This window comes from Actinomadura sp. NPDC049753 (assembly GCF_040674655.1).
GTDB classification, from domain to species: Bacteria; Actinomycetota; Actinomycetes; order Streptosporangiales; family Streptosporangiaceae; genus Spirillospora; species Spirillospora verrucosospora.
The window spans coordinates 1-26,352 of sequence record NZ_JBFARL010000113.1 but is presented as its reverse complement, the minus strand read 5'-3'; the positions used below and the strand labels follow the sequence as shown (position 1 = coordinate 26,352).

Below are 26,352 nucleotides of genomic sequence, written 5' to 3'. Positions count from 1 at the left end.
GTCCGCAGCCGGCGCACGGCCAGACCGCGACCGGGTCACCGAGGCGTGCGATCCCGGCACGGTCGTCTTCGGGGCCCGGCGTCTCCCCCGCGCCGGCCGGAAGGGCGTCCGGCGCCGCGCCGGTGGCCCCGCGCGGGGCCGCGGGGTCGTCGCCTCCGGAGTAGGCGGCGGGGTCGGTGATGACGGGAAGGTCGGTCTGCGTCGGGGCGGCGGGGGTCGGGGCGACGTTGTCGAACGGGGCGACCTTCTGGTCTTCCATGTGCCGTTGTACGCAGGGGAGGCCGGAGGAGTTCGACGTTCGCGGCGACGAGTCGCGGCCGGCCGTCCCGGCGGCGTCAGTCCGCGTGTTCGCGCAGGTAGGCCTCCCGTACGCGGCGGCGGCTGAGTTTGCCGGACGGCGTGCGCGGCAGCGATTCGCGGAACTCCAGGCGCCGGGGGTGCTTCAGTTTGGCCAGCCGGGGCTCGCAGTGCGCGAGCAGTTCGGCGGCGAGCCCCTCCCCCGGGTCGGCGTCCTCGGCGGGCTCGACGAGGGCGACGACGCGCTGCCCCCAGTCGTCGTCCGGGACGCCGATGACGGCGACGTCGGCGACCGCCGGGTGCTGGAGCAGGACGGACTCGACCTCGGCGGGATAGACGTTGACGCCTCCGGAGATGATGAGGTCGGTGCGGCGGTCGCTCATGTAGAGCCAGCCGTCCTCGTCGAGGTGGCCGAGGTCGCCGGGGGTGTAGTAGTCGTCCCGCATGGCGGCGGCCGTCTTGGCCGGGTCGCCGTGGTACTCGAATCCGGGCTGCCCCGCCGCGTAGATGAGGCCGGTCTCCCCCGGCGGCAGCTCGGCCCCCTCCGGGTCGAGGATCCTGATCCGCACGCCGTCGACCGCGCGACCGACGGTCCCGGGACGGGCGAGCCACTCGTGCGGGGTCGCGACGACGACCGGGCCGCTCTCGGTGGAGCCGTAGTACTCGTAGAGGACGGGCCCCCACCACTCCATCATCTTCTGCTTGGTCTCCACGGGGACGGGTGCGGCGCTGTGGTACACCTGCCGCAGCGTCGACACGTCGTACCGGGCGCGGACGCCGTCCGGCAGGGCCAGCATCCGGTGGAACATCGTCGGCACCATGAACGTGTTGGTGACGCCGTGCCGCTGGATCAGTTCCAGGGTGTGCTCGGGGTGGAACCGAGGGGCGACGACGACGGCGTGGCCGAGGTTCAGCGCCATCATCGCGTGGACGCACGGCGCGGAGTGGTAGAGCGGTCCGACGGCGAGGTGCACCTCGTCGCCGGGCTCCAGCCCGAGGTGCCGCCCCAGCGTCCGCCGCATGACGTCGACCAGCACCTCGGGCGGGATGTCGAGCAGCGGCCGCCGGACGCCCTTCGGCCGCCCCGTCGTCCCGGAGGTGTAGAGCATCACCGAGCCCATGCGCCGGTCGGCGGGCGGCTCCGCGCTGCCCGTCGCGCAGAGCGCGGCCATCGACCGGTACCCGTCTCCGGCGTCGACGCTCACCCGTCCCTCGGCGGGGACGCCCGCCTCGTCGGCCGCGCCGGACACCGCCTCGGCCAGGGCGCTCTCGGTGATGACGGCCCTGGCGCCGCTGTCGGCCAGGATATAGCCGATCTCAGGCGCGGTCAGGTGGCGGCTCACCGGGACCAGGTACAGGCCCGACTGGACCGCGGCGAGCAGGACGGTGAGGAATTCGGGACGGTTGCCGAGGACGGTCGCGAGCGTGTCGCCGGGACGCAGCCCGATCCCGGCCAGTGCGTTGGAGAGCCGGTTCACCTCGGCGTGCAGCTCGCCGTAGGACATCGGCACGCCGGGCGCGAGCACGGCGGGCCGGTCCGGGTCGTTGCGCGCGATCTCGTAGAAGCCGACACCCTCGACGCCCATACGGGCCTCCTCCGTGCGGGGCCTGAACCGAATCCTGTTCGACCATCTGATCGGGGAGGCGCCGGGAGAGTCAAGGCCGTCCGCGGACGGCCCGCCCGCGGACGGTGATGATCGTCCGATGCAGGACAGGTCTTTTCCATGACCTTGCTCGTTCCGGCAATTAGCATTGGGCGTCAGAACGAAGGACGACACATCGTGCTTTCCGCGGCCACGGAGCCGGAATGAGTGAGTCGGGCAACGGTGACTCTGACGCGCCGCTCGACCGGCTCGTGCGCGCGGCGGTTCCCGGCCTGATCGTCGGCGTCGTCTCCGGGCTGATCGCCAACCAGGTGCTGAAGCTGGTCGACGCGGTCGCCTGGCTGCGGACCGTCCTGCCGCTGGCCGTCATCGCCCTGGTGATCGTGGCGGTGTCGGCGGCGCTGCTGCGCTCCGAGCGGGCGGGCGCCGCGCTGAAGCGGCTCTTCCGGATCGTGCCCTGGAACGCCGGGGCGGCGGCGTGGGCGTGCGCCGGCGCGGCGGTCATGGCGGCGGCCCTGCTCGCCCAGGCGGGCGTCGCCTCGCTGGTGGAGCACGCACGGCCGTGCGGGCAGCCGCTGGAGCTGCGCGTGGTCACCGCCCCGGAGACGCTCGCCCCCCTGCGCGACGCGGCGAAGGGCTTCGAGGAGGACAGCGAGGAGCGGGGCTGCCGGGAGTACAGCGTCAGCGTCGCGCCGGGGCCGGAGTTCGTGCAGCTCTCCGAGGCGTTCGGGCGGCTGTGGCGGCGCAGCGAGCCTCCCGGCGGCGAGGCGGCGCCGGCGCCGCAGGACGAGCGGCTGTACGGGCCGCAGCCCGACGTCTGGATCCCGTCGTCCACGGCCGAGTTCGACTACGTGGAGAAGAGCCCTGACCAGGTCCGCAGGGCGACGGGCGCCGGGTCCCCGAGCCCGGGCCCGTCCGCCAGGGCCGATCCGGTGTTCACCACGCGCGGCTCGCTGGGGTCGTCGCCGCTGGTGCTCGCCCTGTTCGGCGGCGACCACGCCCAGGTGGAGGATCTGGCCATCAAGCCGCCGGAGCCGTCCACCGCCGCCCTGCTCCGGCGCTTCGCCAAAGCGGGGGTGGAACTGCGCGGGATCGCCCGTCCCGTCCCGGAGACGTCGGCCGCCGCGCTGGCCGTGACGCCCGTCCTCTACGACGCGCTTCCGGGCGGCGACCAGCAGAACGAGGAGTTCGCCGAACCCACCGACCTGGTGGCGCCGGACGCGGTGACCCTGCTCTGCAAGGCCCGCCGGCGCGCTCACCCGCCGGACCGCGTCGCCTTCGCCGTTCCCGAGCAGGTCGTCAGCGACTACGATGCGGGGCGCCTCAAGAAGCAGTGCGGCGCCGCGGACCCGCCGGGCGCCGGCGCCGAGTGGACGCTGTACCCCTACTACGCCGAGGACCTGCCGTCGCTCGACCACCCGTTCATCCAGGTGACGTGGCGCGGCCAGGACACGCGGGAGCGCGACGCGGCGGTCACCGCGTTCCGCCGGTGGCTGGCCCGCCATCCGCTCACCCGGCAGGGCCTCCGGGACGACAGGGGCGCCATGCCGTCCGCGCACGAGGGCGACTCCGCCCGCCAGGACCTGACGGCCCTGTGGACCCTGCTCGGCCCGAACGTCATCCCGAGCCGGATGGAGCCGAAGCCGCCGGCCCCGGCGGGCGACGACCGCGCCGGGAGGTACGTGGCCGACCGCCTCCAGCGCGTCGCCGCGGCCCGTCCCCCGGCCTCCGTCTCTCTCATGCTGGACGTGTCGGGGTCGATGGACCGCCCGGCGCGGGGCCGCGACACCCGCCTGACGCGCAGCGTCTCCTTCCTGCAGAGCCTGGTGGCCCAGCTGCAGAGCCGCGACGGCGCGGGGCTCCAGGTGGCCTCCAGGAAGAAGCCTCCCGACAGCCCGTACACCCTGGAGAACGTACGGCTCGCGGGGACGAGCCCCGTCCAGAAGAACCGCATCACGAGCCATCTCCAGGCCGTCACGACCGCCGGAGGCGACGTCGCGCTCACCGACATGATCGGCGAAGCCGACGTGGAGCCGGGCTCGAACCTGATCGTCGTCACCGACGGGCAGTCCCCCGGGACGAACGGCCGCGGCCCGTCCGCCGCCGAGGCGGCCGCGAAGTTCCGCGAGCGGCACCGGGACGTGCGGGTGACCGTGGTCCTGACGGGCCCGACGGGCTGCGGCGCCTCCCCCGTCAGGGAGATCGTGGACGCGTTCGGCCCGTCCGGCGGCAGGGGCTGCGTGCCGCTGACGGGCGCGCCGGAACCGCAGCAGGCCGCCCAGCTCCTCTCCGACCTGCGATGAACGGAGGGCCATGACGCGACGGCGGCGACGGTTCGCGCCCCACGGGCGGACGGCCTGGCTGAGCGCCGTGGGCGGGGCCGCGGCGGCGCTGGTCTGCGCCGAGGCGCTGGCGTTCTGGCCGGGCTCCTCCTATCAGGCCCTGACACCGCGCTGCGACCGCTCGGAGCTGGTCGTCGCCGGCGGCACCGACGTCAGCCTGAACAGCCAGCGCCGCCAGCTGATCCAGAAGTGGAACGCCGGCGGCGGCCCGCACGCCACGCTCGTGGAGATCTCGGAGTCCACGGACGCCCAGCACAGCCAGATCAAGGCGATGCAGGAGTCCCGCGGCTGCGGCTACGACGTGCTGGTCATGGACAACACCTGGACGGCGGAGTTCGCTGCGGGCGGCTACCTCCGCCCGCTCGACGGCATCGGGAACCGCGGCGACTTCTTCAGGGCCGCTCTGGAGACCGGGGAATGGCACGGGAAGCAGTACGCCGTCCCGTTCAACGTCGACGTCGGGCTCCTTTACCGGCGTGACGGCGCGCAGACCCCGCGCGACTGGCCGCGTCTGCTCGACTCCGGCGTCGCCATGCAGCTCGACGACTACGAGGGGCTGACGGTGAACGCGCTCGAAGCGGTGTGGAACGACGGGGGCGGCGGGCTGCTCACCGGCGAGAGGCGCCCGGACGGGAAGGCGCTGCGGACGAGAGTGTTCCCGGCGTTGAAGAGGATGGCGGCCCGTGCCTCCGACCCGCGGCCCGCGTCGCGTGCCCGCGGCCCGCTGACGGCGTCGCGCTCGTACGACGAGCAGAGGAGCATGGAGGCGTTCATGTCCGGGACGCCGCTGATGCGGAACTGGCCGTACGTGTTCTCCACGCTCGCGACGGAGCCGGGCATGCGGGACGGGACGCGCCTGCGGTACGGGGTGACCGCCCTGCCCGGCCGCACGGTCCTCGGAGGCCAGAACCTCGCCGTGTCCAAGTACTCCCCCCACCCCGACGCCGCCCTCAAGCTGGTGGAGTATCTGAGCGGAACGGAGAGCCAGAAACTGCTGTTCTCGTGCGGCGGCTTCGCGCCGGGACGCTACAGCGCCCTCGGGCTGCGCCCCGGGCGGCACGCCGCCGCCGACGTGCGGGTGCAGAACTGCTCGGCCTTCACCCGGGAGCGTCTGGATCCCGGCGACGTCGAACTCGACCAGGCGCAGCTGACCGAGCTGGGAACGGCCGTGGTGAGCGCCCTGGACCGGGCGCGGCCCCGTCCCGTCACGCCGCACTACAGCACGTTCACCGGCACGTTCCGCGGGTGCGTGCAGAAGCTCTTCGACGGGACGGGGACGGACGCCAGGACGTTCGCCAGAGCCGTGGAGCGCTCGCTCGACGGGCGCACGGCGTCGTGCTGACCGTGCTCGGCTAGCGGGCGCCGTCGAGGGCGGCGCGGGCCATGCCGTGCAGGAGCCCGGCCATCGCCGGGCGGTCGAGGCCCTGCGCGGCGCTGCGCGGGGTGGAGTTGAGCAGGCCGAAGCAGGCGTGGACGGCGGCGCGGGCGCGCTCGTCCTGCGGCCGGGGGTGAAGGCGGCGCAGGACGGCGACCCACTCCTCGACGTAGGCGCGCTGGAGCCGGCGGATGCGGTGGCGCTGCGGCTCGGGGACGTTGTCCAGTTCCCGCTCGTGCACGGTGATCAGCGCGGGGTTGTCGAGGGCGAACGCGATGTGCCAGCCGAGCAGCGCGTCGAGGGCGCGCCCGGGGTCGGGGTCGGCGGCGCGGCGCAGGCCCTCGGCGAGCAGCCGCTCGCTGATGTCGAGCAGCATCTCGGCGAGCACGGCCTCCTTGCCGCTGAAGTGCCGGTAGAGGGCGGGGCCGGTGAGCCCGACGGCCCGGCCGAGGTCGCCGATCGACGCCCCGTGGTAGCCGCGGCGCGCGAACAGCTCGGCGGCGGCGCCGAGGATCTCGGCCCGGCGCGGGTTGGGCGGGCCCGGCGGCGCCTCGGCGGGGTGGGACGTCATGCGGGCCAGTCTAGACTAGAGTTGTTAACGACCGTTAACATCAGCATTGTTAATGAACGTTAACCGGGAAGGGGGGTCATGAGCGGACCCGAGATCGGCTCGCGCGCCGACGTCGCGGGCGAGGCGTTCAAGGCGAACGCCGCGCACAACGAGGCGCTCGTCGCGGAGCTGCGCGACCGCGTCGACCGGGCGGGCCGCGGCGGACCCGAGCGCGCCCGCGAGCGCCATGTGGCGCGCGGCAAGCTGCTGCCCCGCGACCGGGTCGACACGCTCCTGGACCCCGGCTCGCCCTTCCTGGAGCTGTCGCCGCTCGCCGCGAACGGCATGTACGGGGACGAGGCGCCGGGCGCGGGGATCATCACCGGCGTCGGGCGGGTCTCCGGACGCGAATGCGTCATCGTGGCCAACGACGCCACCGTCAAGGGCGGCACGTACTACCCGGTCACGGTGAAGAAGCACCTGCGGGCGCAGGAGGTGGCGCTGCACAACCGCCTCCCCTGCCTCTACCTGGTCGACTCCGGCGGCGCGTTCCTCCCCCGCCAGGACGAGGTGTTCCCCGACCGCGAGCACTTCGGCCGCATCTTCTACAACCAGGCCACGATGTCCGGCCGCGGCATCCCGCAGATCGCGGCGGTGCTGGGCTCGTGCACGGCGGGCGGCGCCTACGTCCCGGCGATGAGCGACGAGGCCGTCATCGTCCGCGGCCAGGGGACGATCTTCCTCGGCGGGCCGCCGCTGGTGAAGGCCGCCACCGGCGAGGTCGTGACGGCGGAGGAGCTGGGCGGCGGCGAGCTGCACTCGCGCACGTCCGGCGTGACCGACCACCTGGCCGAGGACGACGCGCACGCCCTGCGGATCGTGCGCGACATCGTCGCCACGCTGGGCCCGCGCGAGCCGCGCCCGTGGGAGGTCGCCCCGCCCGAGGAGCCGGCCGCCGACCCGTCCGAGCTGTACGGGATCGTCCCGCCGGACTCCCGCACCCCCTACGACGTGCGCGAGGTCATCGCCCGCATCGTCGACGGCAGCCGCTTCCAGGAGTTCAAGAAGGAGTACGGCGCGACGCTCGTCACCGGGTTCGCGCGCATCCACGGGCACCCGGTCGGGATCGTCGCCAACAACGGCATCCTGTTCGGCGAGTCGGCGCAGAAGGGCGCGCACTTCATCGAACTGTGCGACCGGCGCAGCGTCCCGCTGGTGTTCCTGCAGAACATCACCGGGTTCATGGTGGGCCGCGAGTACGAGGCGAGCGGCATCGCCAAGCACGGCGCGAAGATGGTGACCGCCGTCGCGTGCGCCCGCGTCCCGAAGTTCACCGTCGTGATCGGCGGCTCGTTCGGAGCCGGCAACTACGCGATGTGCGGCCGGGCGTACTCGCCGCGCTTCCTGTGGATGTGGCCGAACGCCCGCATCTCGGTCATGGGCGGCGAGCAGGCGGCGAGCGTCCTCGCCACCGTCCGCCGCGACCAGATGGAGGCGCGCGGCGAGGAGTGGCCCGCCGAGGACGAGGAAGGGTTCAAGGCGCCGATCCGCGAGCAGTACGAGGCGCAGGGCAACCCGTACTACTCGACGGCGCGGCTGTGGGACGACGGCGTGATCGACCCGCTCGACACCCGGCGCGTGCTCGGGCTCGGGCTGTCGGTCGCGGCCAACGCACCGCTGGAGCCGGTCGGCTACGGCGTCTTCCGGATGTGAGGGTGTTGATGTTCGACAGCGTCCTGGTCGCCAACCGCGGAGAGATCGCCGTCCGCGTGTTCCGCACGCTGCGGCGGCTCGGCATCCGGTCCGTGGCCGTCCACACCGGGGCCGACGCGCGGGCGCGGCACGTGCGGGAGGCCGACGAGGCCCTGCTGGTCCCGTCGTACCTGGACATCGAGGCGGTCGTCGAGGCCGCCCGCGCCGCCGGCGCGTCCGCCGTCCACCCCGGCTACGGGTTCCTCGCCGAGAACACGGCGTTCGCGCGGGCGTGCGGCGAGGCGGGGCTGGTGTTCATCGGGCCGCCGGCCGGGGCGATCGAGGCGATGGGCGACAAGATCCGCGCGAAGCGGACCGTCGCGGCCGCCGGCGTCCCGGTGGTCCCGGGCCGGGACGAGCCCGGCCTGTCCGACGCCGAACTGGAGGCCGCGGCGCTGGAGGTCGGGCTGCCGGTGCTGCTCAAGCCGTCCGCGGGCGGCGGCGGGAAGGGCATGCGGCTCGTCCGGGACGCCGCGGACCTGCCGGAGGCGATCGCGTCCGCCCGGCGCGAGGCGCGCGGCTCGTTCGGCGACGACACGCTGCTCGCCGAGCGGTTCGTCGAGAACCCGCGGCACATCGAGATCCAGGTCTTCGCCGACTCCCGCGGCGGCGCCGTCCACCTCGGCGAACGCGAGTGCAGCCTCCAGCGCCGGCACCAGAAGATCGTCGAGGAGGCGCCGTCCCCGCTGCTGGACGCCGCCGCGCGCGAGCGGATGGGCGCCGCCGCCGTCGCCGCCGCGCAGGCCGTCGGGTACGTGGGCGCCGGGACCGTCGAGTACATCGTCTCGGCCGACCGCCCCGACGAGTTCTTCTTCATGGAGATGAACACCCGGCTCCAGGTCGAGCACCCCGTGACCGAACTCGTCACGGGCCTCGACCTGGTCGAGCTCCAGCTCCGGGTGGCGGCGGGAGAGCCGCTGCCGTTCACGCAGGACGACGTGCGCCTCGACGGCCACTCCATCGAGGCCCGCGTCTACGCCGAGGACCCGGCGCGCGGCTTCCTGCCCACCGGCGGGCGGGTGCTCGCCCTCAGCGAGCCCGAGACCGCGCGGGTCGACTCCGGGCTGGACGTCGGGACGGAGGTCGGCGGCTCCTACGACCCCATGCTCGCCAAGGTCATCGTCCACGGCGCCGACCGCGCCGAGGCGCTGCACAAGCTCGACCGCGCGCTCGCGTCCTACACGCTGCTCGGCGTCCCGACGAACGTCGCGTTCCTGCGCGCACTGCTGCGGCACCCCTCGGTCGTGTCGGGCGATCTCGACACCGGCCTGGTCGAGCGCTCCCTGGACGACCTGGTCGCGGGCGCGTCCGTGCCGCCCGAGGTGCTCGCCGCCGCGGCGCTGGAGCGGATGCTCGACCTGGAGTCCGGCGACGACCCGTGGGACGTGCCGGACGGCTGGCGCCCCGGCGCCCACGCCTGGGCGCCGTGGATCATCACCCCGTCCGGCGGCGACCCGGTGGAGGTCCGCGTCCAGGGCAGGGCGGCGTCGGCGCGCGTCGCCGTCGGCGGCGAGCCGCCGGTCGCCGCGTCGCTGACCAGGCCGTTCACGCTGACCTACGGTGGGAGGACGACCTCGTTCGCCGGGGCCCGGGACGGGCGCACCCTGTGGCTCGGGCGCGACGGGCACGCCTGGGCGCTGAGCGAGCACGTCCGCGCCGAGGGCGGCGCCGACGCCGCGGCCGCGGGCGACGGGGTGCTGCGCAGCCCGATGCCCGGGACGGTCCTGGCGGTCAAGGCGGCCGAGGGCGACCGCGTCGAGGCCGGGCAGCCGCTCGTGGTCGTCGAGGCGATGAAGATGGAGCACACCGTCACCGCGCCGGTCGCCGGCGTCGTGGCGAAGCTGCCGGTCCGCGCGGGCGCGCAGGTCGCCCTGGACGCGGTGCTGGCCGTGATCGAGGAGGCATGACGGTGCCGGTACCCCTTTCCGGCCTTCCCGAGCGGGTCGCGATCTACGAGGTCGGGCCGCGGGACGGGCTGCAGAACGAGAAGGCGGTCGTCCCCGCCGAGGTCAAGGCGGAGTTCGTGACCCGGCTGGCCGACGCGGGGCTGCGCACGATCGAGACGACCAGCTTCGTCCATCCGAAGTGGGTGCCGCAGCTCGCGGACGCCGAACAGCTGCTCGACATCCTGCCTCGCTCCCCCGAGCTGCGCTATCCCGTCCTCGTGCCGAACGAGCGGGGCCTGGACCGGGCGCTCGCCAACGGCGCCACCGAGATCGCGATCTTCGGCAGCGCCACCGAGACGTTCGCCCGCCGCAACCTCAACCGCACCGTGGACGAGTCCCTCGCGATGTTCGCCCCGGTCGTGGAGCGGGCGCGGGCCGAGGGCCTCTGGGTGCGCGCCTACGTGTCGATGGTGTGCGGCGACCCGTGGGAGGGCGACGTCCCCGTCGAGCAGGTCGTGTCCGTCGCGTCCCGCATGATGGACATGGGCTGCTCCCAGCTCAGCCTCGGCGACACCATCGGCGTCGGCACGCCGGGCCAGGTCACCGCGCTCATCGAGGCGCTGGGCGAGGCCGGCATCGGCGCCGACCGGCTCGCCGTCCACTTCCACGACACCTACGGGCAGGCGCTGGCCAACACCCTCGCCGCGCTCCGCGCGGGCGTCACCGTCGTGGACTCCTCGGCCGGCGGCCTCGGCGGCTGCCCGTACGCCGAGAGCGCCACCGGCAACCTGCCCACCGAGGACCTCGTCTGGATGCTGAACGGCCTCGGCGTCGAGACGGGGGTCGACCTCGCCGGGCTCGTGGCCACGAGCCGCTGGATGGCGGGCCGGCTGGGCCGCCCCAGCCCGTCCCGCGTAGTGCAAGCCCTGTCACCTGAATCGGAGTAGCCAATGATCGACTTCACGCTCGGCGAGGAGCAGGAGGAGCTGCGGCGCACGGTCGAGCGGTTCGCCCGCGAGAGCGTCGCCCCGGTGATCGGGGACCTCTACGAGCGCGGCGAGTTCCCCTACGAGATCGTCGCCGCGATGGGGAAGATGGGCCTGTTCGGGCTGCCGTTCCCGGAGGAGCACGGCGGCATGGGCGGCGACTACTTCACGCTCTGCCTCGCCCTGGAGGAGCTGGCGCGCGTCGACTCGTCCGTCGCGATCACCCTGGAGGCCGGGGTGTCGCTGGGCGCGATGCCGATCTACCGGTTCGGGTCGGCCGAGCAGAAGGAGCGGTGGCTGCCGCGGCTCACCTCGGGCGAGCGCCTGGCGGCCTTCGGGCTGACCGAGCCGGGCGGCGGGTCGGACGTCCCCGGCGGCATGCGCACCACGGCCCGGCTCGACGGCGACTCCTGGGTGATCAACGGGTCCAAGTCGTTCATCACCAACTCCGGCACCGACATCACCGCGTTCGTGACCGTGACCGCCTTCACCGGCGACGGCGAGATCTCCACGATCCTCGTCCCGAACGGGACCCCGGGCTTCACGGTCGGGCGCAAGTACTCCAAGGTCGGCTGGTCTGCGTCCGACACGCGGGAGCTGTCGTTCGACGACGTCCGCGTCCCGGCCGAGAACCTCGTCGGCGAGCGCGGCCGGGGGTACGCCCAGTTCCTGCGGATCCTGGACGAGGGGCGCATCGCGATCGCCGCGCTGTCGGTCGGCCTCGCCCAGGGCTGCGTGGACGAGTGCCTGCGCTACGTCCGCGAGCGGGAGGCGTTCGGCAAGGAGATCGGCCGCTACCAGGCCATCCAGTTCAAGGTCGCCGACATGGAGACCCGGGCGCACACGGCCCGGCTCGCCTACTACGCGGCGGCCGCGAAGATGCTGGCCGGCGAGCCGTTCAAGAAGGAGGCCGCCATCGCCAAGCTGGTCGCCTCCAACGCCGCCATGGACAACGCCCGCGACGCCACGCAGGTCTTCGGCGGCTACGGCTTCATGAACGAGTACGCCGTCGGCCGCTTCTACCGCGACGCGAAGATCCTGGAGGTGGGCGAGGGCACCTCGGAGGTGCAGCGCATGCTGATCGCCCGCGCCCTCGGCCTCCCGCCGTCCTGACACCCGCCGGGCCCGGCGGCCCCGATGCCGCCGGGCGCCGGACCGGCGCGCGTCCGCGCTCGCGACCGCGAAGTCACCGCCGGTGGCGAAGCCCGGCGCGGTAAGGTCGGCGGATGCTGCTGCGCGCCTACGGGATTGCTCGCTCACTGGTCATGTACCACGGAATTCCGGGCAGGCACCGGCGCTCGTCGCGCCTCTACGGGCAGTTCCTCGGGCCCGGCGACCTCGCGTTCGACATCGGCGCGCACGTGGGCGGCCGGGTCCGCGTGTGGCGGGGGCTGGGAGCCCGCGTCGTCGCGGTGGAGCCGCAGCCCGACTGCCTGCGCGTCCTGCGCCTGTTCTTCGGCCGCGACCGCGGCGTCACGCTCGTCCCGGGCGCCGCCGGCGCCGCGCCCGGACGGGCTCGCCTGGCACTGTCCACCGCGACGCCGACGGTGTCCTCGATGTCGCCCGGCTGGATCAGGGCGGTGACGACGGCCCGCGGCTTCGCCCGCGTCCGCTGGGACCGCTCGATCGGCGTCGACGTGACCACGCTGGACGAGCTCATCGCCCTGCACGGCGTGCCGGCCTTCTGCAAGATCGACGTCGAGGGCTTCGAGGCGGACGTGCTGGCGGGGCTGTCCCGGCCGCTGCCCGCCCTGTCGTTCGAGTACGTGCCGTCGGCGCACGACGCCTCGCTGGAGGCGCTGGAGCTCGTGGACCGGCTGGGCGACTACGTCTACAACTACTCCCCCATCGAGACGATGCGGCTGGCCAGTCCCCGCTGGCTCGACGCGGCCGAGCTGCGGCGGCGGCTGGACAGGATCCGCCCGCGCGGGCGGTCGGGCGACGTCTACGCCCGTCTCCGCGATCCGGCCGGTAGCGGCGAAGCCGGCAAAGGCGCCCCATCAGATAACAAGACTTACTAATATCGCCGGGTGCCAGCACACCGAGCGACGGGGGCCCATCGTGCCGGACAAGACCGCCCGTGAACCGACGTCCGCCGACCTGAGGACGGACGTCGCCCACTCGGCCCGGGTCTACGACTACCTGCTCGGCGGCAAGGACCACTACGCCGCCGACCGGGTCGCCGCCGAAGAGGTCGTCAGGGTCGCCCCGTACATGCGCACCTCGGTGCGGGCCAACCGCGACTTCATGGTCCGGGTCGCCCGCCACCTGGCGGACGAGTGCGGCGTCCGGCAGTTCCTCGACGTCGGCACCGGGCTGCCGACCTCCCCGAACCTGCACGAGGTCGTCCAGGAGGTCGACCCGTCCAGCCGCGTCGTGTACGTCGACAACGACCCGATCGTGCTGGCGCACGCCCGCGCGCTGCTGACCGGCACCCCGCAGGGCCGCTCCCGGTACATCCACGCGGACCTGGCCGAGCCGGAGGCCATCCTCTCGTCGCCGGACGTGCGGGCCACGCTGGACTTCGGCGAGCCGGTGGCGCTGTGCCTGATCGCCGTCCTGCACTTCGTGCACGACGACGAACTCGCGCACGACGTCGTCCGGCGGCTGATGGGGCCTCTCGCGCCGGGCAGCTGGCTCGCGCTCTCCACCATCACCATCGACAGCGCGCCCGACGAGGTCGGGGACGCCGTGAAGAAGTACAACGCGCGCGGGATCAAGTCGAAGGCCCGCACGAAGGCCCAGGTGACGAGCTTCTTCGACGGCCTGGAGCTCGTCGAACCGGGGGTGGCGCCCGTGCACCGCTGGCGCCCGGACGACAGGGCCCGCGCGATCGACGACTCCCAGGTGTCGATGTACGGAGGCCTGGCCCGCAAGCCCTGACCCGGGGTCAGTCCGCGGGGACCGGTTCGCCGGGCAGCCAGTCGCGGGCCGGGTCGTACTCCAGCCAGCGATGCCGCCGCCCGTACTCGGCGAACCCCCGGACCAGCGCGGAGATCATCGGGTGCGGCGACTGCCGCGGCCACATCAGCGACCAGGCGTAGAGCGGGACCGGGTCGACGAGGGGGATCGCCCGGACGCCCGGCACGCCGGGCAGCCGGGCGTCGGCGGGGAAGAGCGTGATCCGGCCCGGCTCGGCCAGGAGGCCGGCCAGCAGGTGCTCCACACCGAGGTTGGCGCCGCCAGACGCGGCGCGGACGCCGAAGTCGCCGCAGAACCGGCCGATGAAGTCGAGCCGGTCGACGGCCGCGGGGAACCACAGGTCGCGTCCGGCGAGGTCGGACGGGCGGACGCTGGACGCGGCGGCGAGCGGATCCCCGGCGGCGACGAGGAGGTCCACGGGTTCGAGCCGGACGAGGCGGTGCGCCAGCCCGTCCGGCAGCGGCGGGTGCACGCGCCCGAACGCGGCGTCGATGTCGCCGCGCAGCAGTGCCGCCGCCGCGGCGGGAAGGTCGCGGCTCATGCCGAGTTCGACGTCGAGCTCCGGTCGTGAGTCGATCACCGCGGCGACCGTCCGGGCCGGGCCGTACAGGTGGCCCCAGAGGTCGAGCCGCAGCGGCCGGCCGACGGCGTGGACCGCGCCGACCGCGGCCTCCGCGGCCCGCAGCGCCTCCCGCGCCGGCTCCAGGAAACGGCGCCCCGCGTCGGTGGGCTCCACGTTCCCGCGGGTGAGGAGCCGGACTCCGAGCGCCGCCTCCAGCCTGGCCACCCGCTTGGACACCGCCTGCTGGCTGATCGACAGCTCCTCGGCGGCCCGCCCGAAGTGCAGGTGGTCGGCGACGGCGACGAACGCGCGCACCTGGCCGAGGTCGAGGTCCATGCCTCCCATCGTGGGCGACAACCGATGGTTGTCAACATCGCCCGGCGGCTGTTGGACCGGCCCGCCGCTCGTCCGGTTCGCTGCGGGCATGAGAGCACTCTTTCCCCAAGCGGGATCGGTGGCGTTCGGCGAGGCCGACGAGCCGGTGCCCCGTCCGGACGAGGCGCTGGTGAAGGTGGCGGCGTTCTCGGTGAACCGGGGCGAGACGTTCCAGCTGGAGTCCGACCGGCCCGGCTGGCGGCCCGGCAAGGACGTCGCGGGCCTCGTCGTCCAGGCGGCCGCCGACGGGTCGGGGCCCCCGGCCGGCAGCCGGGTCGTGGGGCATCCGCCGTCGGCGGGCTGGGCCGAGTACGTCGCCGTCCCCACCGACTCGCTCGCCGAGATCCCCGCATCGGTGTCCGTGCGGTCGGCCGCCGCACTGCCGCTGGCCGGGCTCACCGCGCTGCGCCTGCTGCGCGCGTCCGGGGCCACGGCCGGGACGCGCGTCCTGCTGACGGGCGCGTCCGGCGGAGTCGGGCATTGCTTCGTCGAGCTCGCCGCCGCCGCGGGAGCCGAGGTCACCGCCGTCACGGCCACTCCCGAGCGCGGGCGGCGGCTGGCCGAGCTGGGCGCCGCGGTCGTCCACGACGTGCGGGACGCGGTCGGTCCGTTCGACGTCGCGCTGGAGTCCACGGGCGGGGACGACCTGCCGCTCGCGCTGGCGCGCGTGGCGCCCGGCGGCACGCTGATCTGGTTCGGCCAGGCGAGCCGCCGGCCCGTCACGCTGGACTTCTTCGCCTTCTTCGACGGCCCCGAGGCCGCGGCCGTCAGGCACTTCCACTACGCGGGCGCCCCGTACGGGGAGGATCTCGCCACGCTCGTCCGGCTGACCGCGGCCGGGCGCCTCCACCCCGAACTCGGCCGCGTCGCCGACTGGAGCGAGACCGCCGCCGTCCTCACCGATCTCCGCGAGCGCCGCGTGCGCGGCAACGCCGTCCTCACCCTGGAGCAGAACCGATGACCGCCTTCTTCGACGAGCCCGTCGCCCCCTTCGCCGCCGCCAACCGGTCGCGTGCCATCGCCGCCGGCGTCGACCCCCACCAGTACGACGCGGTCACCGCCGGCCTGACCTCCCTGCGCGAATGGACGGACGCGTTCGCGCGAACCGGGCGGGAGCACCTCGCTCTCGCCGAGAAGGCCCGGCTGCCGCGCTCGGCGGGCGAGGCGTTCCGCGACGCCGCGCTGTGGTTCCACTTCGCCACGGTGCTGCCGAACCCCGACCTCGCCGAGCACGGGCGGGCCGCCGCCGCGTCCGCCGCCGCCCTGCGCCGCTCGCTCGCCCGCCTCGCACCGGACGCCGAGCACCTCACCGGCCCTGATTTCACCGGCATCCTGCGGCGTCCGTCCCCGGACGCCCCCCTGGTCGTCCTGGTGCCGGGCATGAACTCCGGCAAGGTCGAGTTCATGCCGATCGCCGAGGCGCTCCTGCACCGCGGTCTCGCCGTGCTCGCCATCGACGGGCCCGGCCAGGGAGACCTCGCCGTGCGCGGCCCCTGGAACCCGGACTACCAGCGAGTCGTGCGGCAGGCCCTCGACGCCGTGGACGGCCTGCCCGCCGCCATCGGACTGGTCGGGCTCAGCATGGGCGGCTTCCTCGCGTCCGTCGCCGCGCGGCACGAACCGCGGATCAGCGCCGTCGTCACCGTCAGCGGGCCCACCGCCCTCACCTGGGACGAACTTCCGCCCTATGTGACGGAGTCGTTCGTCCTGCGCATGGGCGGGGAGGCGGCCGCCCGCGAGTTCGCCGACCGGGTGACCGCTCCCCCGGTTCCGCAGCCGCTGCGCGTCCTGGACGGCGGGCTGGACGTCATCCCCGGCGTCGCCAACGGCGCCGAACTGGCCCGCCGGGCGGCGAACGGCGAGTACGTCCTGATACCCGAGGGCAACCACCTCCTGGAGAACTGCCGCTGGGCCTGGCTTCCCGACACGCTCGACTGGCTCGCCGCCCGGCTGAGCCACGACCCGGCATCCGTCGTCACCCGCTACGTCGAGGCCGTCGCGGACGGCGATCTGGACGCGGTCAAGGCGAGCTTCGCCGACGACGCCACCTGGGTGTACCCCGGCGCCCTTCCTCTGAGCGGGGCGTGGGAGGGCCGGGACGCGATCGTCGGCGACTTCCTCGGCGGCGCCGGCCGGCTCTTCCGGCCCGGAGGCGAACCCGAGGTCGTCCTGACCAACGTGGTCGCCGACGGCGACCAGGTCGTGGCCGAGTGGACCTCGCGGGGGACGGCCCGCAGCGGGAGCGCCTACGACAACCGGTGCCTCGGCGTGTTCACGGTGCGGAACGGCAAGATCATCTCCGTGCGGGAGTACACCGACACGCAGCATGTCGAACGCACCCTGTTCGGCTCCTAACCCGCGAAGACCGCGAGCCTGGCCTCCACGTCCTCACGGGGCAGTTCGCGAAGGCCGACCCGTGATTCCAGTGCCTCGTGCAGGACCGGGTACATGTTCGCGGGAGACCACTGGGCGTTGATCGACTTCTCGTCCAGGAACAACGTGGGAAGGCCGTCGACCACGGGGACCGCCTCGAAGGGTGCGGAACCGGGGAAGAACAGCGCCGGCCTGGCATCGGCGCCCGGGTAGTGGAATCCGATCCGCTGGTGGTCGATCAGCTCCTGCGCCTGCTGGTGCTCCTGCGGGGTCAGGCCCCGGTTCTGCGCGTACCGCACCGCCGCGGGGTCGGTCGGCTCGGCTCCGAGATAGCCGGGGCCCGCATGGCGTTCGAGGGCGTCCTGGGCCAGGGCGAAGAAGTGGTACATCCGGTCCTGGACGCCGGTCAGCCCGAGGACGAAGCCGCGCCGGCCGCGCGGGTCGAGCAGCAGGATCTCCCGGCCGTCCAGAAGGGCGAGCACCTCGCGGACGTAGTAGAGGGTCTCGTAGTGGTCTTCCAGTTCGTCCACCAGCGGCGCGACGTGGGGCCGGGTCCGCAGACGCCGCCGCGCGCCCTCGTCGCGGCTGAGCATCGTCATGGCCGCGAGGAGGACGAAGGGCAGGGCGTGGTGGGCGCGGACGAGGTCGGGGGACGCCCGGAACAGCTCGTCCTGCGCGCTCGCCCCGCCCTGCTCCGTGAACTGCTTCGCCAGGTGCAGGTAGCGCTCCGTCACCTGCATGACCGCGTCGACCGGGACCGCCACCGAGCCGCCCCGCTCGACGAGCACCCCGCACACGAAGGCCATCATCCCCGCGCGGAAGACGTCACCGGACCCGAGCGAGGCGGCCAGCTCCGCCATCGCGGCATCGACGTCGGTGATGGACCGCAGGAAGGCCTGGACCTCGTCCCGGCCGATCAGGTCCGTTCCGCCCCGGCATTCGCCCAGGTCGCTCGGCTCCCGGACGAACTGCGCGATCCCCACCGTCTGCGACATCCGATCATGCTAGCGGCGTGCGGGTCCCGGGCGCCGCGCCTTCCCCGAGGGGCCGTTCTCCTTCGCGACCGCCTCGCGGACGGCGGGGGCGATCTCCTGCCCCCAGCGGCCGATCGAGGCGAGGTCCTGCGTCCCGCCGTCGGGCGAGAAGAGCGTGAAGCCGGACGCGCCGTGCTCCAGGACCGCCCCGGTCAGCTCCTCGGCCCACTGCTCGGGGGAGCCGCCGATCCAGCGTCCGTCGCGGTCGCGCGTGGCGGGCAGCGGCCGGTCGGTGACGCGTCCGGGAAGGTTGAAGATCGTGCGGATCTCGCGCGGGTCGCGTCCCGCCGCCGCGGCGGCCTCGTCGATCACCGGCCGCGACGTCCGGTAGCGCTCGCTGAGCCAGTCCGCCGCGTGGCCGGGGATCCAGCCGTCGGCCACCCGGCCGGTCGCGGCGAGGGACCTCGGGCCGACCGACCCGGTCCACACGGGCGGCGCGGCGACGGGGGCCGGCTCGATCCCTTCCACCCTGTAGTGGCGGCCCCGGTGGGTGACCGGCGAGCCGCCGCCGGCCAGCTTCCGGACCAGGACGATCGCCTCCTCGAAGGCGTCCACGGCGTCGCCGGGCGTCAGCCGCGGGACGCCCATGTCGGAGATCCGGTCCCACAGCCCGCCCGCCCCCATGCCGAGCACGACGCGGCCGCCGGAGAGCGCCGAAAGTGACGTCACCGTCCGGGCGAGCATGGGCGCCGGCCGGGTCGGCAGGTTCGTGACGTTCGCGAAGCCGGCGATGCGCTCGGTGCGCCCGAGGACGAACCCGATGGCGGCGTAGGCGTCCACGCGGTCGCCGAGGTAGGGGTGGTCGGACAGGGAGAAGTGGTCGAGGCCGTCGCGGTCGGCGCGCTCGGCCAGGCGCAGCAGGCCGGCGACGTCGTCGATTCCGGTGTGAGCGCCGAACCCGAACAGGGGCAGGCCCTCTCCCGAGGCCGAAACCATATGACTCATCATTCCACGCTCCCGCACATCAGGCTTAAGTTCGCACTACGAACGATAGTAGTTCGTATCACGAACCGCAAGCCGCGGACCTCGGCGTCCGCAGGCCTTCCCTCACCCGGATCAGCGAGCACCACCGGGCCCTCGTCGGCCAGCACGACGCGGCCGAGCAGGTCGGCGAGCGTATCTCCCGCTCGGCGCCGCCCCTGCCGCGACGTGATGCCGTACTCCCGCGCCGACTCGCCATAAACGGCGCTCACGAGAAACACCCCTCGCACCAGCGCAGCCACGACCCTCGTCATCTTTGGCCAGGCGCCCAGAATAATCCGGCAGTTCGCGCGACGAACTACCACACCGCCTCCTCGCACGCGCCCCGCAGGCTGGTTGGCCACATCTTCCTCGACCGCGCCCTCGGCTGCGGCCTCCGCACCAAGGAAGGCCGCCGGCGCCACCACTGACGGCGCCACCACTGACGGCGGCCGACCGCTGCGGGCGCGGGCGCGGGGATCAGCGCCGGGGAGGCGCGAGAGAAGATGGCATGGTGAGCTACGACGAGGAACTGGCCGACCGCGTGGAGGATCTGCTCGGAGTGAGGCGGGACGCGATCCCGAAGCGGATGTTCGGCGGCATCGCCTGGCTGGTGAACGGCAACATGGCCGTGGTCGTGAGGAGCAAGGGCGGACTGATGGTCCGGGTCTCCCCGGACGACCACGACGACCTGCTCGCCGAGCCGGGCGCCGCCACGACGGTCATGCGCGGCCATCCGATGCGAGGCTGGATCACGGTCTCGCCCGAAGCCTGCACCGCGCCGTCCGACGTGGCCGCGTGGGTGGATCGAGGACTCTCCTACGCCCTGTCCCTGCCTCCGAAGTAGCGGCGGGGACGCCGGGCCTCGGGCAACTCCGGTCGGGGACGTGCGGCCGAGGGCGCGTTCGGATGTCGCGTCTGTCACACTTGGTCGGCCTCGGGGCGATGGCCGCGGAAGGCCGGACGGCGCGGAGCAGGGCAGATCTGTCGGACCCCGCTGGAATACTCCCGAAGCGCTCGAAGTTTAATCGTTCGCGAAAGTGTCAGTCACTGCAGTAATTTTGCCGCAGTACCCAGGCGAGCCCTGAGCGAGCCCTGACAACCCCCTGAGCAACGTGACCACGGCCCCCGCGTGCCCACATGCGGGCCTGACGATTGGAAGAGAGTTGACCGCTCCCGCATCTCCCAAGGTGGCGGACGGCCCGCTGGAGGAACCCGGCGCCGGAGGAGGCCTGGACCGCGGTGTGCTCGCCACGGCCATGGTGGTCGTCCTCGGGGCGATCATGTCCATCCTGGACGTGACGGTCGTCAATGTCGCGATCAACGACCTGGCGAAGGAGTTCGAGACCTCGCTGGCGACGATCCAGTGGGTCGCGACCGGCTACACCCTGGCGCTGGCCACCGTGATCCCGATCACGGGATGGGCCTCGGCCCGGTTCGGCACCAAGCGCCTCTACATGATCTCCATCGGGCTGTTCGTCGCCGGTTCGATGCTGGCGGGCCTGGCCTGGTCCGCCGAGTCGCTGATCGCCTTCCGGGTGCTGCAGGGCCTGGGCGGCGGCATGATCATGCCGGCCGGCATGACGATCCTGACCCAGGCGGCGGGGCCGCAGCGGGTCGGCCAGGTGATGAGCATCGTCGGCGTGCCGATGCTGCTCGGCCCGATCCTCGGCCCCATCATCGGCGGCTACCTCGTCGATGACGTGTCGTGGCGGTGGATCTTCTTCATCAACCTGCCGATCGGCATCATCGCGCTGACGCTGGCCGCGCGGATCCTCAAGAAGGACGAGCCGAAGCCGGCCGAGCGCCTCGACTTCATCGGGCTCCTCCTGCTCTCCCCCGGTCTGGCCTCGCTGATCTACGGTGTGGCCAAGGGCGCCGAGATGAAGGACTTCCTGAAGACCGGGTCGCTGGCCTTCTGGGCCGTCGGCGCCGTGCTGATGCTCGGCTTCGTGGTCCGCGCGCTGAACGCCGAGAACCCGCTGATCGACCTGCGGCTGCTCAAGCGGCGCTCGGTGGCGGCCGCGTCCGGCACGATGGTGCTGTTCATGGCCGCGTTCATGGGCGCGATGCTGCTGCTGCCGCTGTACTACCAGACCGTGCGCGGCGAGGGCGCCCTCCAGTCCGGCCTGCTGCTGGCCCCGCAGGGCCTCGGCGCGATGATCACGATGCCGATCGGCGGCAAGCTGACCGACCGGATCGGCCCCGGCCGGGTCGTGCTGGTCGGCATGGTCATCGTGGTGCTGTCGGTGTCGGGCTTCGCCTCGATCCTGGAGGCCGACACCTCCTACTGGGCCCTCGGCGGGACCCTCTTCGTGATGGGCCTCGGCATGGGCATGACGATGATGCCCACCATGGCGGCGGCCATCCAGACGCTCGTCCACGACGAGGTGCCGCGGGCGAGCACGATGCTGAACATCATCCAGCAGGTGTCCGCGTCCATCGGCACCGCGCTGATCTCGGTGCTGCTGGCCAACCGGCTGGCCTCGGAGCTCGGCGGCGGGGGCGGCGGCGAGATCGGCAGCGCCGAGAAGGTGCCGCCGGCGATCATGCAGAAGATCGCCGGGCCGATGGCGGACGCGTTCCAGCACACCTACTGGTACTCGGCCGGGCTGCTGCTGCTGGCGTTCCTGCCGGCGCTGCTGCTGCCGCGCAAGAAGCCGGAGACCCCGGTGACCGACGCGCCGATGCCGATGCACTAGAACGCCCCTGGCGCGTTCCAAACCCCGGCCGACCCCTCAGGGGCCCCGGCCGGGGTTTGGCCTTTCAGGGCCGCCTCAGGCCGTGGCAGGGCGCTTGTCCGCCCAGTACTCGTCCCTCAGCAGCCGCTTGTAGAGCTTGCCGGTGGGATGCCGGGGCAGCTCGGCGCGGAAGTCGACCGAGCGCGGGCACTTGTAGTGGGCGAGGCGGTCGCGGCAGTACGCGATCAGCTCGGCCTCCAGCGCGGGGCCCGCGTCGTCCATCGACAGCGGCTGGACGACGGCCTTGACCGCCTCCCCCATCTCGGCGTCCGGGACGCCGAACACCGCGACGTCGGCGACGCTCGGATGCACCGCGAGGACGTTCTCGGCCTCCTGCGGGTAGATGTTCACCCCGCCACTGATGATCATGTAGGCGCGGCGGTCGGTGAGGTAGAGGAAGCCGTCCTCGTCCACGTGGCCGACGTCGCCGAGGGTGGTCCAGCCGTGGCCCCACGGGTCGCGGGACGCGGCGGTCTTGGCCTCGTCGGCGTGGTACTCGAACTCGGGGCCGTTGCCGAAGTAGAGCGTCCCGGGCTCGCCCGGCGGCAGTTCCCGGCCCTCCTCGTCGCAGACGTGGACCTCGCCGAGGAGGGGACGGCCGACGGTGCCCTTGTGGGCCAGCCAGTCCTCCGAGTTCGTGTAGACGAAGCAGTTGCCCTCGGTGCCGGCGTAGTACTCGTGCAGAATCGGCCCCCACCAGGCGATCATCTGCTCCTTGACCGGGACGGGGCAGGGCGCTGCGGCGTGGACGGCGCAGCGCAGCGACGATATGTCGTAGCGGGCGCGGATCTCCTCCGGGAGCTTGAGCATCCGGATGAACATGGTCGGGACCCACTGGCTGTGCGTGACGCCGTACTTCTCGACGGCGGCGAGGGCCTGCTCGGCGTCGAACTTCTCCATCACGACGACGGTGGCGCCGAACCGGTGGAAGTTGAGCGAGTACCGCAGCGGAGCGGCGTGGTAGAGCGGTGCCGGGGAGAGGTAGACCGAATCCGCGTCGGGCTGGAAGAGGAACGCCAGGAGCTGGTACAGCGTCCCGCCCTCGCCCATCGGGGCCTTGGACAGGGCCGGTTTCACGCCCTTGGGGCGGCCGGTCGTGCCGGACGAGTAGAGCATGTCCGCGCCCTCGCACTCGTCCTCGATCGGCGTGGGCGGGTGCTGGGCGACGCGCTCCTCGTAGGAGGCGTAGCCGGGGGCCGTGCCGCCGAGCATCAGGCGCAGCGGCACGTCCGGCGGCGACTGCGCGGCGGCCTCCATGGAGGCGCTGGTGATGAAGACCTTCGCCTCGCAGTTGCCCGCGATGTAGGCGACCTCGTCGTGCTGGAGGCGCGAGCTGATGGCGGTGTAGTAGAGCCCGGACCGCTGCGCGGCCCAGGCGACGGCCAGGTACAGCGGATGGTTCTCCATCATGAACGCGATGTGGTCCCCCGGGCGCAGCCCCTCCGCGCGGAGCAGCTGCGCGAGCCGGTTGGACTCCTCGTTCAGTTCGCGGAAGGTGACGACCCGCCCGGAGCCTGCCATGACCACGGCGGGCTTGTCAGGCGTCCGAGCGGCGATCTGCCCCAGGTGCATGGCCGCAACCTACCCGGCCGGGGCGGCGAATGGAATCCCATTCGGTTTTGCTGCGGGGTCAGACGAGCATGTGGTCGAAGTCACCGTCCTTGGCTCCCCCGACGAACGCCTCCACCTCCTCGCGCGTGTAGACGAGGATCGCTCCCTCGGGGTCCCTGGAGTTGCGCACGGCGATCTCCCCGGTGGGGAGTTCCGCCATCTCGACGCAGTTGCCGGACGGGTTGCTCCGCCGGCTCTTCTGCCAGACGAGCCCGCCGCACCGGACGTCCGACATCTGGTGGCCGTCCATCATCGCCCCCTCTAGGCGTCTCGGCCCCCCTGTCCCGGGAGACCGCGATCTCGCCCCACCCCACACCATGGTACGAGATGCACGTGCATTCGTTCTTGCATTGGTTCATGCAGACGGTCTTGCATCTGCACGGCTTGGGGAGCAAGATAGCGAACGCTCGCCGGTGACCAACCCGCACGCCTCTGAGGTTTGACCATGACCGTTGACCAGGCAGACGACGTCGCAGCCCACGCCGCCATGGGGGGCGGGCGGCCGCGGCACTTCTCGGCCGTCCGCACGCCCTGGCCGGACGCCCCGCCGATGACGCTCGGCCCGAACGTCCCCGCGGAGGCCGCGCGCGGCCCCGCCTCGACCCCCGGCCTGGCCGGGCTCTGGCCGGCCCCGCACGCGGGCACGCCGCGCACGGCCCGCCGGGTGCTCCCGGCGGAGATCACCGCACCCCGGTCCGCACGCGAGTTCACCCAGGTCACGCTGGACGCGTGGGGTCTGGCCGGCGACGCCGGAGACGTGGTCGTCGCCGTGTCGGAGCTGGTGACCAACGCGCTGCGGCACGGCCTGGACGGCCTTTCCCAGCCGCTGCCGCTGTGCCCCATCCAGCTCGTCCTGATCGGCCACCCGAGGCGGCTGGTCGTGTCGGTGACCGACCCGGGCGCACGCGCGCCCGAGCCGGTGCCGACCGAACCCGACCGCTGCACGGAGGGCGGCCGCGGCCTCGTCGTCGTCGGCGCGGTCAGCGACTCCTGGGGCTGGGCGCGCCTGGCGACCGGAGGAAAGGCGGTCTGGGCCGCCTTCGACCTGCGGTTCAGCTCTCCAGTCCGATAGGAGCCTGCAGCGCGGGGGCCGGGCGCGCCGGATTCTCCAGCTCGCTGAGGAACTCCTGGGCCCACCGGTCCACGTCGTGCTCGATGACGCGGCGGCGCATGACGCGCATCCGCCGCGCCTGCTCGGCGGGCTCGGCGTTCAGCGCCGCCATCAGCGTCCCCTTCAGGCCGTCGATGTCGTAGGGGTTGACCTGGAAGGCGCCGCGCTTCAGCTCGGCGGCGGCCCCGGTGAACTCGCTGAGCACGAGGGCGCCGCGCAGGTCCTTGCGGCAGGCCACGTACTCCTTGGCGACCAGGTTCATGCCGTCGCGCAGCGGGGTCACCACCATCACGTCCGCCGCGAGGTACAGCGCGGCCAGCTCGGCGCGGTCATAGGAGCTGTGCAGGTAGTGGATGACCGGAAACCCGATCTCGCCATGCTCCCCGTTGATCCGCCCGACCAGCTGCTCGATCTCCTCCCGGAGCAGCTGGTACTGCTCGACGCGCTCCCGGCTCGGCGTCGCGATCTGCACGAACACCGCCTGCCCCGGCTTGATGTGGCCCTCCTCGACCAGCTCTCCGAAGGCCTGGAGCCGCTGCGTGATGCCCTTGGTGTAGTCGAGCCGGTCGACGCCCAGCAGCACGGTGGCGTCACCGAGGTCGGTGCGGATCTCCTGCGCCCGCTCCAGGACGTCCTCGCGCCCGACCAGGTCGTTCAGCTCCCCGACGTCCACCGAGATGGGGAACGCGCGGGCACGCACGACACGGTCGTCCCAGAAGACGTCCTGCTTGGAGAAGCGGGCGTCCAGGAGCCGCCGGCAGAGCCGCACGAAGTTCGCCGCCGCCCCGGGGAGCTGGAAGCCGACCAGGTCGGCGCCGAGCAGCCCCTCCAGGATCCTGCGCCGCCACGGCAGCTGCCAGAACAGCTCCACCGGCGGGAACGGGATGTGCAGGAAGAAGCCGATCCGCAGGTCGGGACGCAGTTCGCGGAGCATCTGCGGCACGAGCTGGAGCTGGTAGTCCTGCACCCAGACGATGGCGTTCTTCGAGGCGACCTTCGCCGCCGCCTCGGCGAAGCGCCGGTTGACGCGGACGTAGGCGTCCCACATCGCCCGGTCGTAGACGGGGGTGGCGACGACGTCGTGATAGAGCGGCCACAGCGTGGCGTTCGAGAAACCCTCGTAGTAGAGCTCCACTTCCCGCGCGGACTGGGCGATGGGGTGCAGCGACATGCCGTCCTCCTCGAACGGCTCCAGCTGCTCGTCCGGCGCGCCCGTCCAGCCGATCCACGTGCCCTTCCTGCGCCTCATCACCGGGGCGATCGCGCTGACCAGTCCGCCCGGACTGCGCCGCCAGCGCGGGACGCCGTCGGCTCCGACATTCCGGTCCACCGGCAACCGGTTGGCCACCACAACGAACTCACTACCGCGCGACACTCTGCGACCCGCCTCTCCAGGAAACTCTCAGCGCTCACTCATGCCCACATACGGTCAACGGGAACATCTTGTCATTTCGACGCAAAGGGCCCGACGCCCGAAAAGGGGGATGTCAGGCGGTCGGGGCGCCCCGGAGGGGGGATTGGATCGGGCCATATTCCTTTCCCGGCAGGTGACCCCTGTTGATCCGCGGGTCACACGTCACAGTCGGCAAGGTGAAAATGTTATCCAGATCACACCCGCGTCATCCGGCGGCACCGTGGGCTCCCGGGGCCGAGCCCCTCCCCCGCCTACGGAGAAACCTAGAATCACCGCATGGGCGGCCGCGGCGGGCCGACGTCACCGGAGGCGGAGACCACCAGTGAGAGGGCATCGCATTGCGTGACTTCGGGGGGATCGTCGAACGCTCGCCCGCGCGGGTCGTCCGGCCGGCGTCGGCACGGGAGGCCGCGGCGGCGGTCCGCGAGGCCGCCGCGCGCGGCCTTGAGGCGGTGCC

22 protein-coding genes and 1 pseudogene are annotated in these 26,352 nt (G+C 73.0%); 13 read left to right on the top strand and 10 right to left on the bottom strand.

All coding sequences use genetic code 11. From position 1 onward, the window contains the following. Both AB0K37_RS25925 and AB0K37_RS25920 read right to left on the bottom strand, forming a co-directional pair. A pseudogene (locus AB0K37_RS25925) lies at positions 1–259 on the bottom strand (hypothetical protein); the annotation flags it as partial. 76 nt (positions 260–335) lie between these two features. Next, positions 336–1,883 carry an AMP-binding protein gene (locus AB0K37_RS25920; protein ID WP_363985350.1) on the bottom strand — a complete coding sequence of 516 codons (1,548 nt, stop codon included), beginning with the start codon at positions 1,881–1,883 and terminating at the stop codon, positions 336–338. Positions 1,884–2,104: 221 nt separating this feature from the next. Between AB0K37_RS25920 and AB0K37_RS25915 the strand changes: the two genes are divergently transcribed. Together AB0K37_RS25915 and AB0K37_RS25910 are read left to right on the top strand one after the other, a co-directional pair. Further along, positions 2,105–4,204 (top strand): hypothetical protein, encoded by a 2,100-nt coding sequence (locus AB0K37_RS25915; RefSeq protein WP_363985348.1) that lies wholly within the window; start codon positions 2,105–2,107, stop codon positions 4,202–4,204. Positions 4,205–4,214: 10 nt separating this feature from the next. Beyond that, the gene (locus AB0K37_RS25910) at positions 4,215–5,585 is read left to right on the top strand and encodes an extracellular solute-binding protein (protein WP_363985346.1); all 1,371 of its coding nucleotides are present in this window, start codon (positions 4,215–4,217) and stop codon (positions 5,583–5,585) included. 10 nt (positions 5,586–5,595) lie between these two features. On the opposite strand, the gene AB0K37_RS25905 is transcribed toward AB0K37_RS25910, so the two are convergent. After that, the gene (locus tag AB0K37_RS25905) at positions 5,596–6,189 is read right to left on the bottom strand and encodes a TetR/AcrR family transcriptional regulator (protein WP_363985344.1); all 594 of its coding nucleotides are present in this window, start codon (positions 6,187–6,189) and stop codon (positions 5,596–5,598) included. A gap of 78 nt (positions 6,190–6,267) precedes the next feature. On the opposite strand from AB0K37_RS25905, the gene AB0K37_RS25900 reads away from it, so the two are divergent. From AB0K37_RS25900 to AB0K37_RS25875, 6 genes are all read left to right on the top strand, one after another. Then, positions 6,268–7,881 carry a carboxyl transferase domain-containing protein gene (locus tag AB0K37_RS25900; RefSeq protein WP_363985342.1) on the top strand — a complete coding sequence of 538 codons (1,614 nt, stop codon included), beginning with the start codon at positions 6,268–6,270 and terminating at the stop codon, positions 7,879–7,881. 8 nt (positions 7,882–7,889) lie between these two features. Further along, positions 7,890–9,827 carry a biotin carboxylase N-terminal domain-containing protein gene (locus tag AB0K37_RS25895; protein WP_363985340.1) on the top strand — a complete coding sequence of 646 codons (1,938 nt, stop codon included), beginning with the start codon at positions 7,890–7,892 and terminating at the stop codon, positions 9,825–9,827. Positions 9,828–9,829: 2 nt separating this feature from the next. Then, on the top strand, positions 9,830–10,753 hold the full coding sequence (locus AB0K37_RS25890; protein ID WP_363985338.1) for a hydroxymethylglutaryl-CoA lyase: 924 nt from the start codon (positions 9,830–9,832) through the stop codon (positions 10,751–10,753). Positions 10,754–10,756: 3 nt separating this feature from the next. Next, positions 10,757–11,905 carry an acyl-CoA dehydrogenase family protein gene (locus AB0K37_RS25885; protein ID WP_363985336.1) on the top strand — a complete coding sequence of 383 codons (1,149 nt, stop codon included), beginning with the start codon at positions 10,757–10,759 and terminating at the stop codon, positions 11,903–11,905. Positions 11,906–12,018: 113 nt separating this feature from the next. Further along, positions 12,019–12,813 (top strand): FkbM family methyltransferase, encoded by a 795-nt coding sequence (locus AB0K37_RS25880; RefSeq protein WP_363985334.1) that lies wholly within the window; start codon positions 12,019–12,021, stop codon positions 12,811–12,813. Positions 12,814–12,853: 40 nt separating this feature from the next. Beyond that, complete coding sequence (locus AB0K37_RS25875) at positions 12,854–13,675, top strand: SAM-dependent methyltransferase (protein ID WP_363985332.1); 822 nt, start codon at positions 12,854–12,856, stop codon at positions 13,673–13,675. A 7-nt stretch (positions 13,676–13,682) separates the two neighbouring features. Here the strand turns inward: AB0K37_RS25875 and AB0K37_RS25870 are convergent, their stop codons facing one another. Next, on the bottom strand, positions 13,683–14,612 hold the full coding sequence (locus tag AB0K37_RS25870) for a LysR family transcriptional regulator (protein WP_363985330.1): 930 nt from the start codon (positions 14,610–14,612) through the stop codon (positions 13,683–13,685). An 88-nt stretch (positions 14,613–14,700) separates the two neighbouring features. Between AB0K37_RS25870 and AB0K37_RS25865 the strand changes: the two genes are divergently transcribed. Then, positions 14,701–15,612 carry a zinc-binding dehydrogenase gene (locus AB0K37_RS25865; protein WP_363985328.1) on the top strand — a complete coding sequence of 304 codons (912 nt, stop codon included), beginning with the start codon at positions 14,701–14,703 and terminating at the stop codon, positions 15,610–15,612. Further along, positions 15,609–17,006, top strand: a complete 1,398-nt coding sequence (locus AB0K37_RS25860; protein ID WP_363985326.1) for an alpha/beta fold hydrolase — start codon at positions 15,609–15,611, stop codon at positions 17,004–17,006. The genes AB0K37_RS25865 and AB0K37_RS25860 overlap by 4 nt, the downstream gene beginning before the upstream one ends. Here AB0K37_RS25860 and AB0K37_RS25855 read toward each other — a convergent pair. Genes AB0K37_RS25855 through AB0K37_RS25845 form a run of 3 tightly spaced genes read right to left on the bottom strand, consistent with a single transcriptional unit; the run spans position 17,003 to position 19,281 of the window. Further along, positions 17,003–18,019 carry a hypothetical protein gene (locus tag AB0K37_RS25855; RefSeq protein WP_363985324.1) on the bottom strand — a complete coding sequence of 339 codons (1,017 nt, stop codon included), beginning with the start codon at positions 18,017–18,019 and terminating at the stop codon, positions 17,003–17,005. The two genes, AB0K37_RS25860 and AB0K37_RS25855, sit on opposite strands and share 4 nt — an antisense overlap. Positions 18,020–18,028: 9 nt before the next feature. Then, on the bottom strand, positions 18,029–19,003 hold the full coding sequence (locus AB0K37_RS25850) for an LLM class flavin-dependent oxidoreductase (RefSeq protein WP_363985322.1): 975 nt from the start codon (positions 19,001–19,003) through the stop codon (positions 18,029–18,031). Next, positions 19,003–19,281 carry a hypothetical protein gene (locus AB0K37_RS25845; protein WP_363985320.1) on the bottom strand — a complete coding sequence of 93 codons (279 nt, stop codon included), beginning with the start codon at positions 19,279–19,281 and terminating at the stop codon, positions 19,003–19,005. The genes AB0K37_RS25850 and AB0K37_RS25845 overlap by 1 nt, the downstream gene beginning before the upstream one ends. Before the next feature lie 248 nt (positions 19,282–19,529). Between AB0K37_RS25845 and AB0K37_RS25840 the strand changes: the two genes are divergently transcribed. Further along, a complete protein-coding gene (locus AB0K37_RS25840; protein ID WP_363985318.1) occupies positions 19,530–19,865 on the top strand; it encodes a TfoX/Sxy family protein in 336 nt (111 codons plus the stop codon). 319 nt (positions 19,866–20,184) lie between these two features. Continuing rightward, complete coding sequence (locus tag AB0K37_RS25835; RefSeq protein WP_363985316.1) at positions 20,185–21,720, top strand: DHA2 family efflux MFS transporter permease subunit; 1,536 nt, start codon at positions 20,185–20,187, stop codon at positions 21,718–21,720. Between the two features lie 75 nt (positions 21,721–21,795). Here AB0K37_RS25835 and AB0K37_RS25830 read toward each other — a convergent pair whose 3' ends face one another. Beyond that, on the bottom strand, positions 21,796–23,331 hold the full coding sequence (locus AB0K37_RS25830; protein WP_363985314.1) for an acyl-CoA synthetase: 1,536 nt from the start codon (positions 23,329–23,331) through the stop codon (positions 21,796–21,798). A gap of 58 nt (positions 23,332–23,389) precedes the next feature. Then, positions 23,390–23,620 carry a DUF397 domain-containing protein gene (locus AB0K37_RS25825; RefSeq protein WP_345172498.1) on the bottom strand — a complete coding sequence of 77 codons (231 nt, stop codon included), beginning with the start codon at positions 23,618–23,620 and terminating at the stop codon, positions 23,390–23,392. A gap of 195 nt (positions 23,621–23,815) precedes the next feature. On the opposite strand from AB0K37_RS25825, the gene AB0K37_RS25820 reads away from it, so the two are divergent. Then, the gene (locus AB0K37_RS25820) at positions 23,816–24,442 is read left to right on the top strand and encodes an ATP-binding protein (RefSeq protein WP_363985312.1); all 627 of its coding nucleotides are present in this window, start codon (positions 23,816–23,818) and stop codon (positions 24,440–24,442) included. On the opposite strand, the gene AB0K37_RS25815 is transcribed toward AB0K37_RS25820, so the two are convergent. Then, complete coding sequence (locus AB0K37_RS25815; protein ID WP_363985310.1) at positions 24,423–25,856, bottom strand: trehalose-6-phosphate synthase; 1,434 nt, start codon at positions 25,854–25,856, stop codon at positions 24,423–24,425. The genes AB0K37_RS25820 and AB0K37_RS25815 overlap by 20 nt on opposite strands. Between the last annotated feature and the right edge of the window lie 496 nt (positions 25,857–26,352).

Excerpts from the sequence above, each read along its gene's own strand:
- AB0K37_RS25920 (WP_363985350.1), bottom strand. The coding sequence starts at position 1,883 with ATGGGCGTCGAGGGTGTCGGCTTCTACGAGATCGCGCGCAACGACCCG.
- AB0K37_RS25915 (WP_363985348.1), top strand. The coding sequence starts at position 2,105 with ATGAGTGAGTCGGGCAACGGTGACTCTGACGCGCCGCTCGACCGGCTC.
- AB0K37_RS25910 (WP_363985346.1), top strand. The coding sequence starts at position 4,215 with ATGACGCGACGGCGGCGACGGTTCGCGCCCCACGGGCGGACGGCCTGG.
- AB0K37_RS25905 (WP_363985344.1), bottom strand. The coding sequence starts at position 6,189 with ATGACGTCCCACCCCGCCGAGGCGCCGCCGGGCCCGCCCAACCCGCGC.
- AB0K37_RS25900 (WP_363985342.1), top strand. The coding sequence starts at position 6,268 with ATGAGCGGACCCGAGATCGGCTCGCGCGCCGACGTCGCGGGCGAGGCG.
- AB0K37_RS25895 (WP_363985340.1), top strand. The coding sequence starts at position 7,890 with ATGTTCGACAGCGTCCTGGTCGCCAACCGCGGAGAGATCGCCGTCCGC.
- AB0K37_RS25885 (WP_363985336.1), top strand. The coding sequence starts at position 10,757 with ATGATCGACTTCACGCTCGGCGAGGAGCAGGAGGAGCTGCGGCGCACG.
- AB0K37_RS25880 (WP_363985334.1), top strand. The coding sequence starts at position 12,019 with ATGCTGCTGCGCGCCTACGGGATTGCTCGCTCACTGGTCATGTACCAC.
- AB0K37_RS25870 (WP_363985330.1), bottom strand. The coding sequence starts at position 14,612 with ATGGACCTCGACCTCGGCCAGGTGCGCGCGTTCGTCGCCGTCGCCGAC.
- AB0K37_RS25865 (WP_363985328.1), top strand. The coding sequence starts at position 14,701 with ATGAGAGCACTCTTTCCCCAAGCGGGATCGGTGGCGTTCGGCGAGGCC.
- AB0K37_RS25860 (WP_363985326.1), top strand. The coding sequence starts at position 15,609 with ATGACCGCCTTCTTCGACGAGCCCGTCGCCCCCTTCGCCGCCGCCAAC.
- AB0K37_RS25855 (WP_363985324.1), bottom strand. The coding sequence starts at position 18,019 with ATGTCGCAGACGGTGGGGATCGCGCAGTTCGTCCGGGAGCCGAGCGAC.
- AB0K37_RS25850 (WP_363985322.1), bottom strand. The coding sequence starts at position 19,003 with ATGAGTCATATGGTTTCGGCCTCGGGAGAGGGCCTGCCCCTGTTCGGG.
- AB0K37_RS25840 (WP_363985318.1), top strand. The coding sequence starts at position 19,530 with ATGGTGAGCTACGACGAGGAACTGGCCGACCGCGTGGAGGATCTGCTC.
- AB0K37_RS25830 (WP_363985314.1), bottom strand. The coding sequence starts at position 23,331 with ATGCACCTGGGGCAGATCGCCGCTCGGACGCCTGACAAGCCCGCCGTG.
- AB0K37_RS25825 (WP_345172498.1), bottom strand. The coding sequence starts at position 23,620 with ATGGACGGCCACCAGATGTCGGACGTCCGGTGCGGCGGGCTCGTCTGG.
- AB0K37_RS25820 (WP_363985312.1), top strand. The coding sequence starts at position 23,816 with ATGACCGTTGACCAGGCAGACGACGTCGCAGCCCACGCCGCCATGGGG.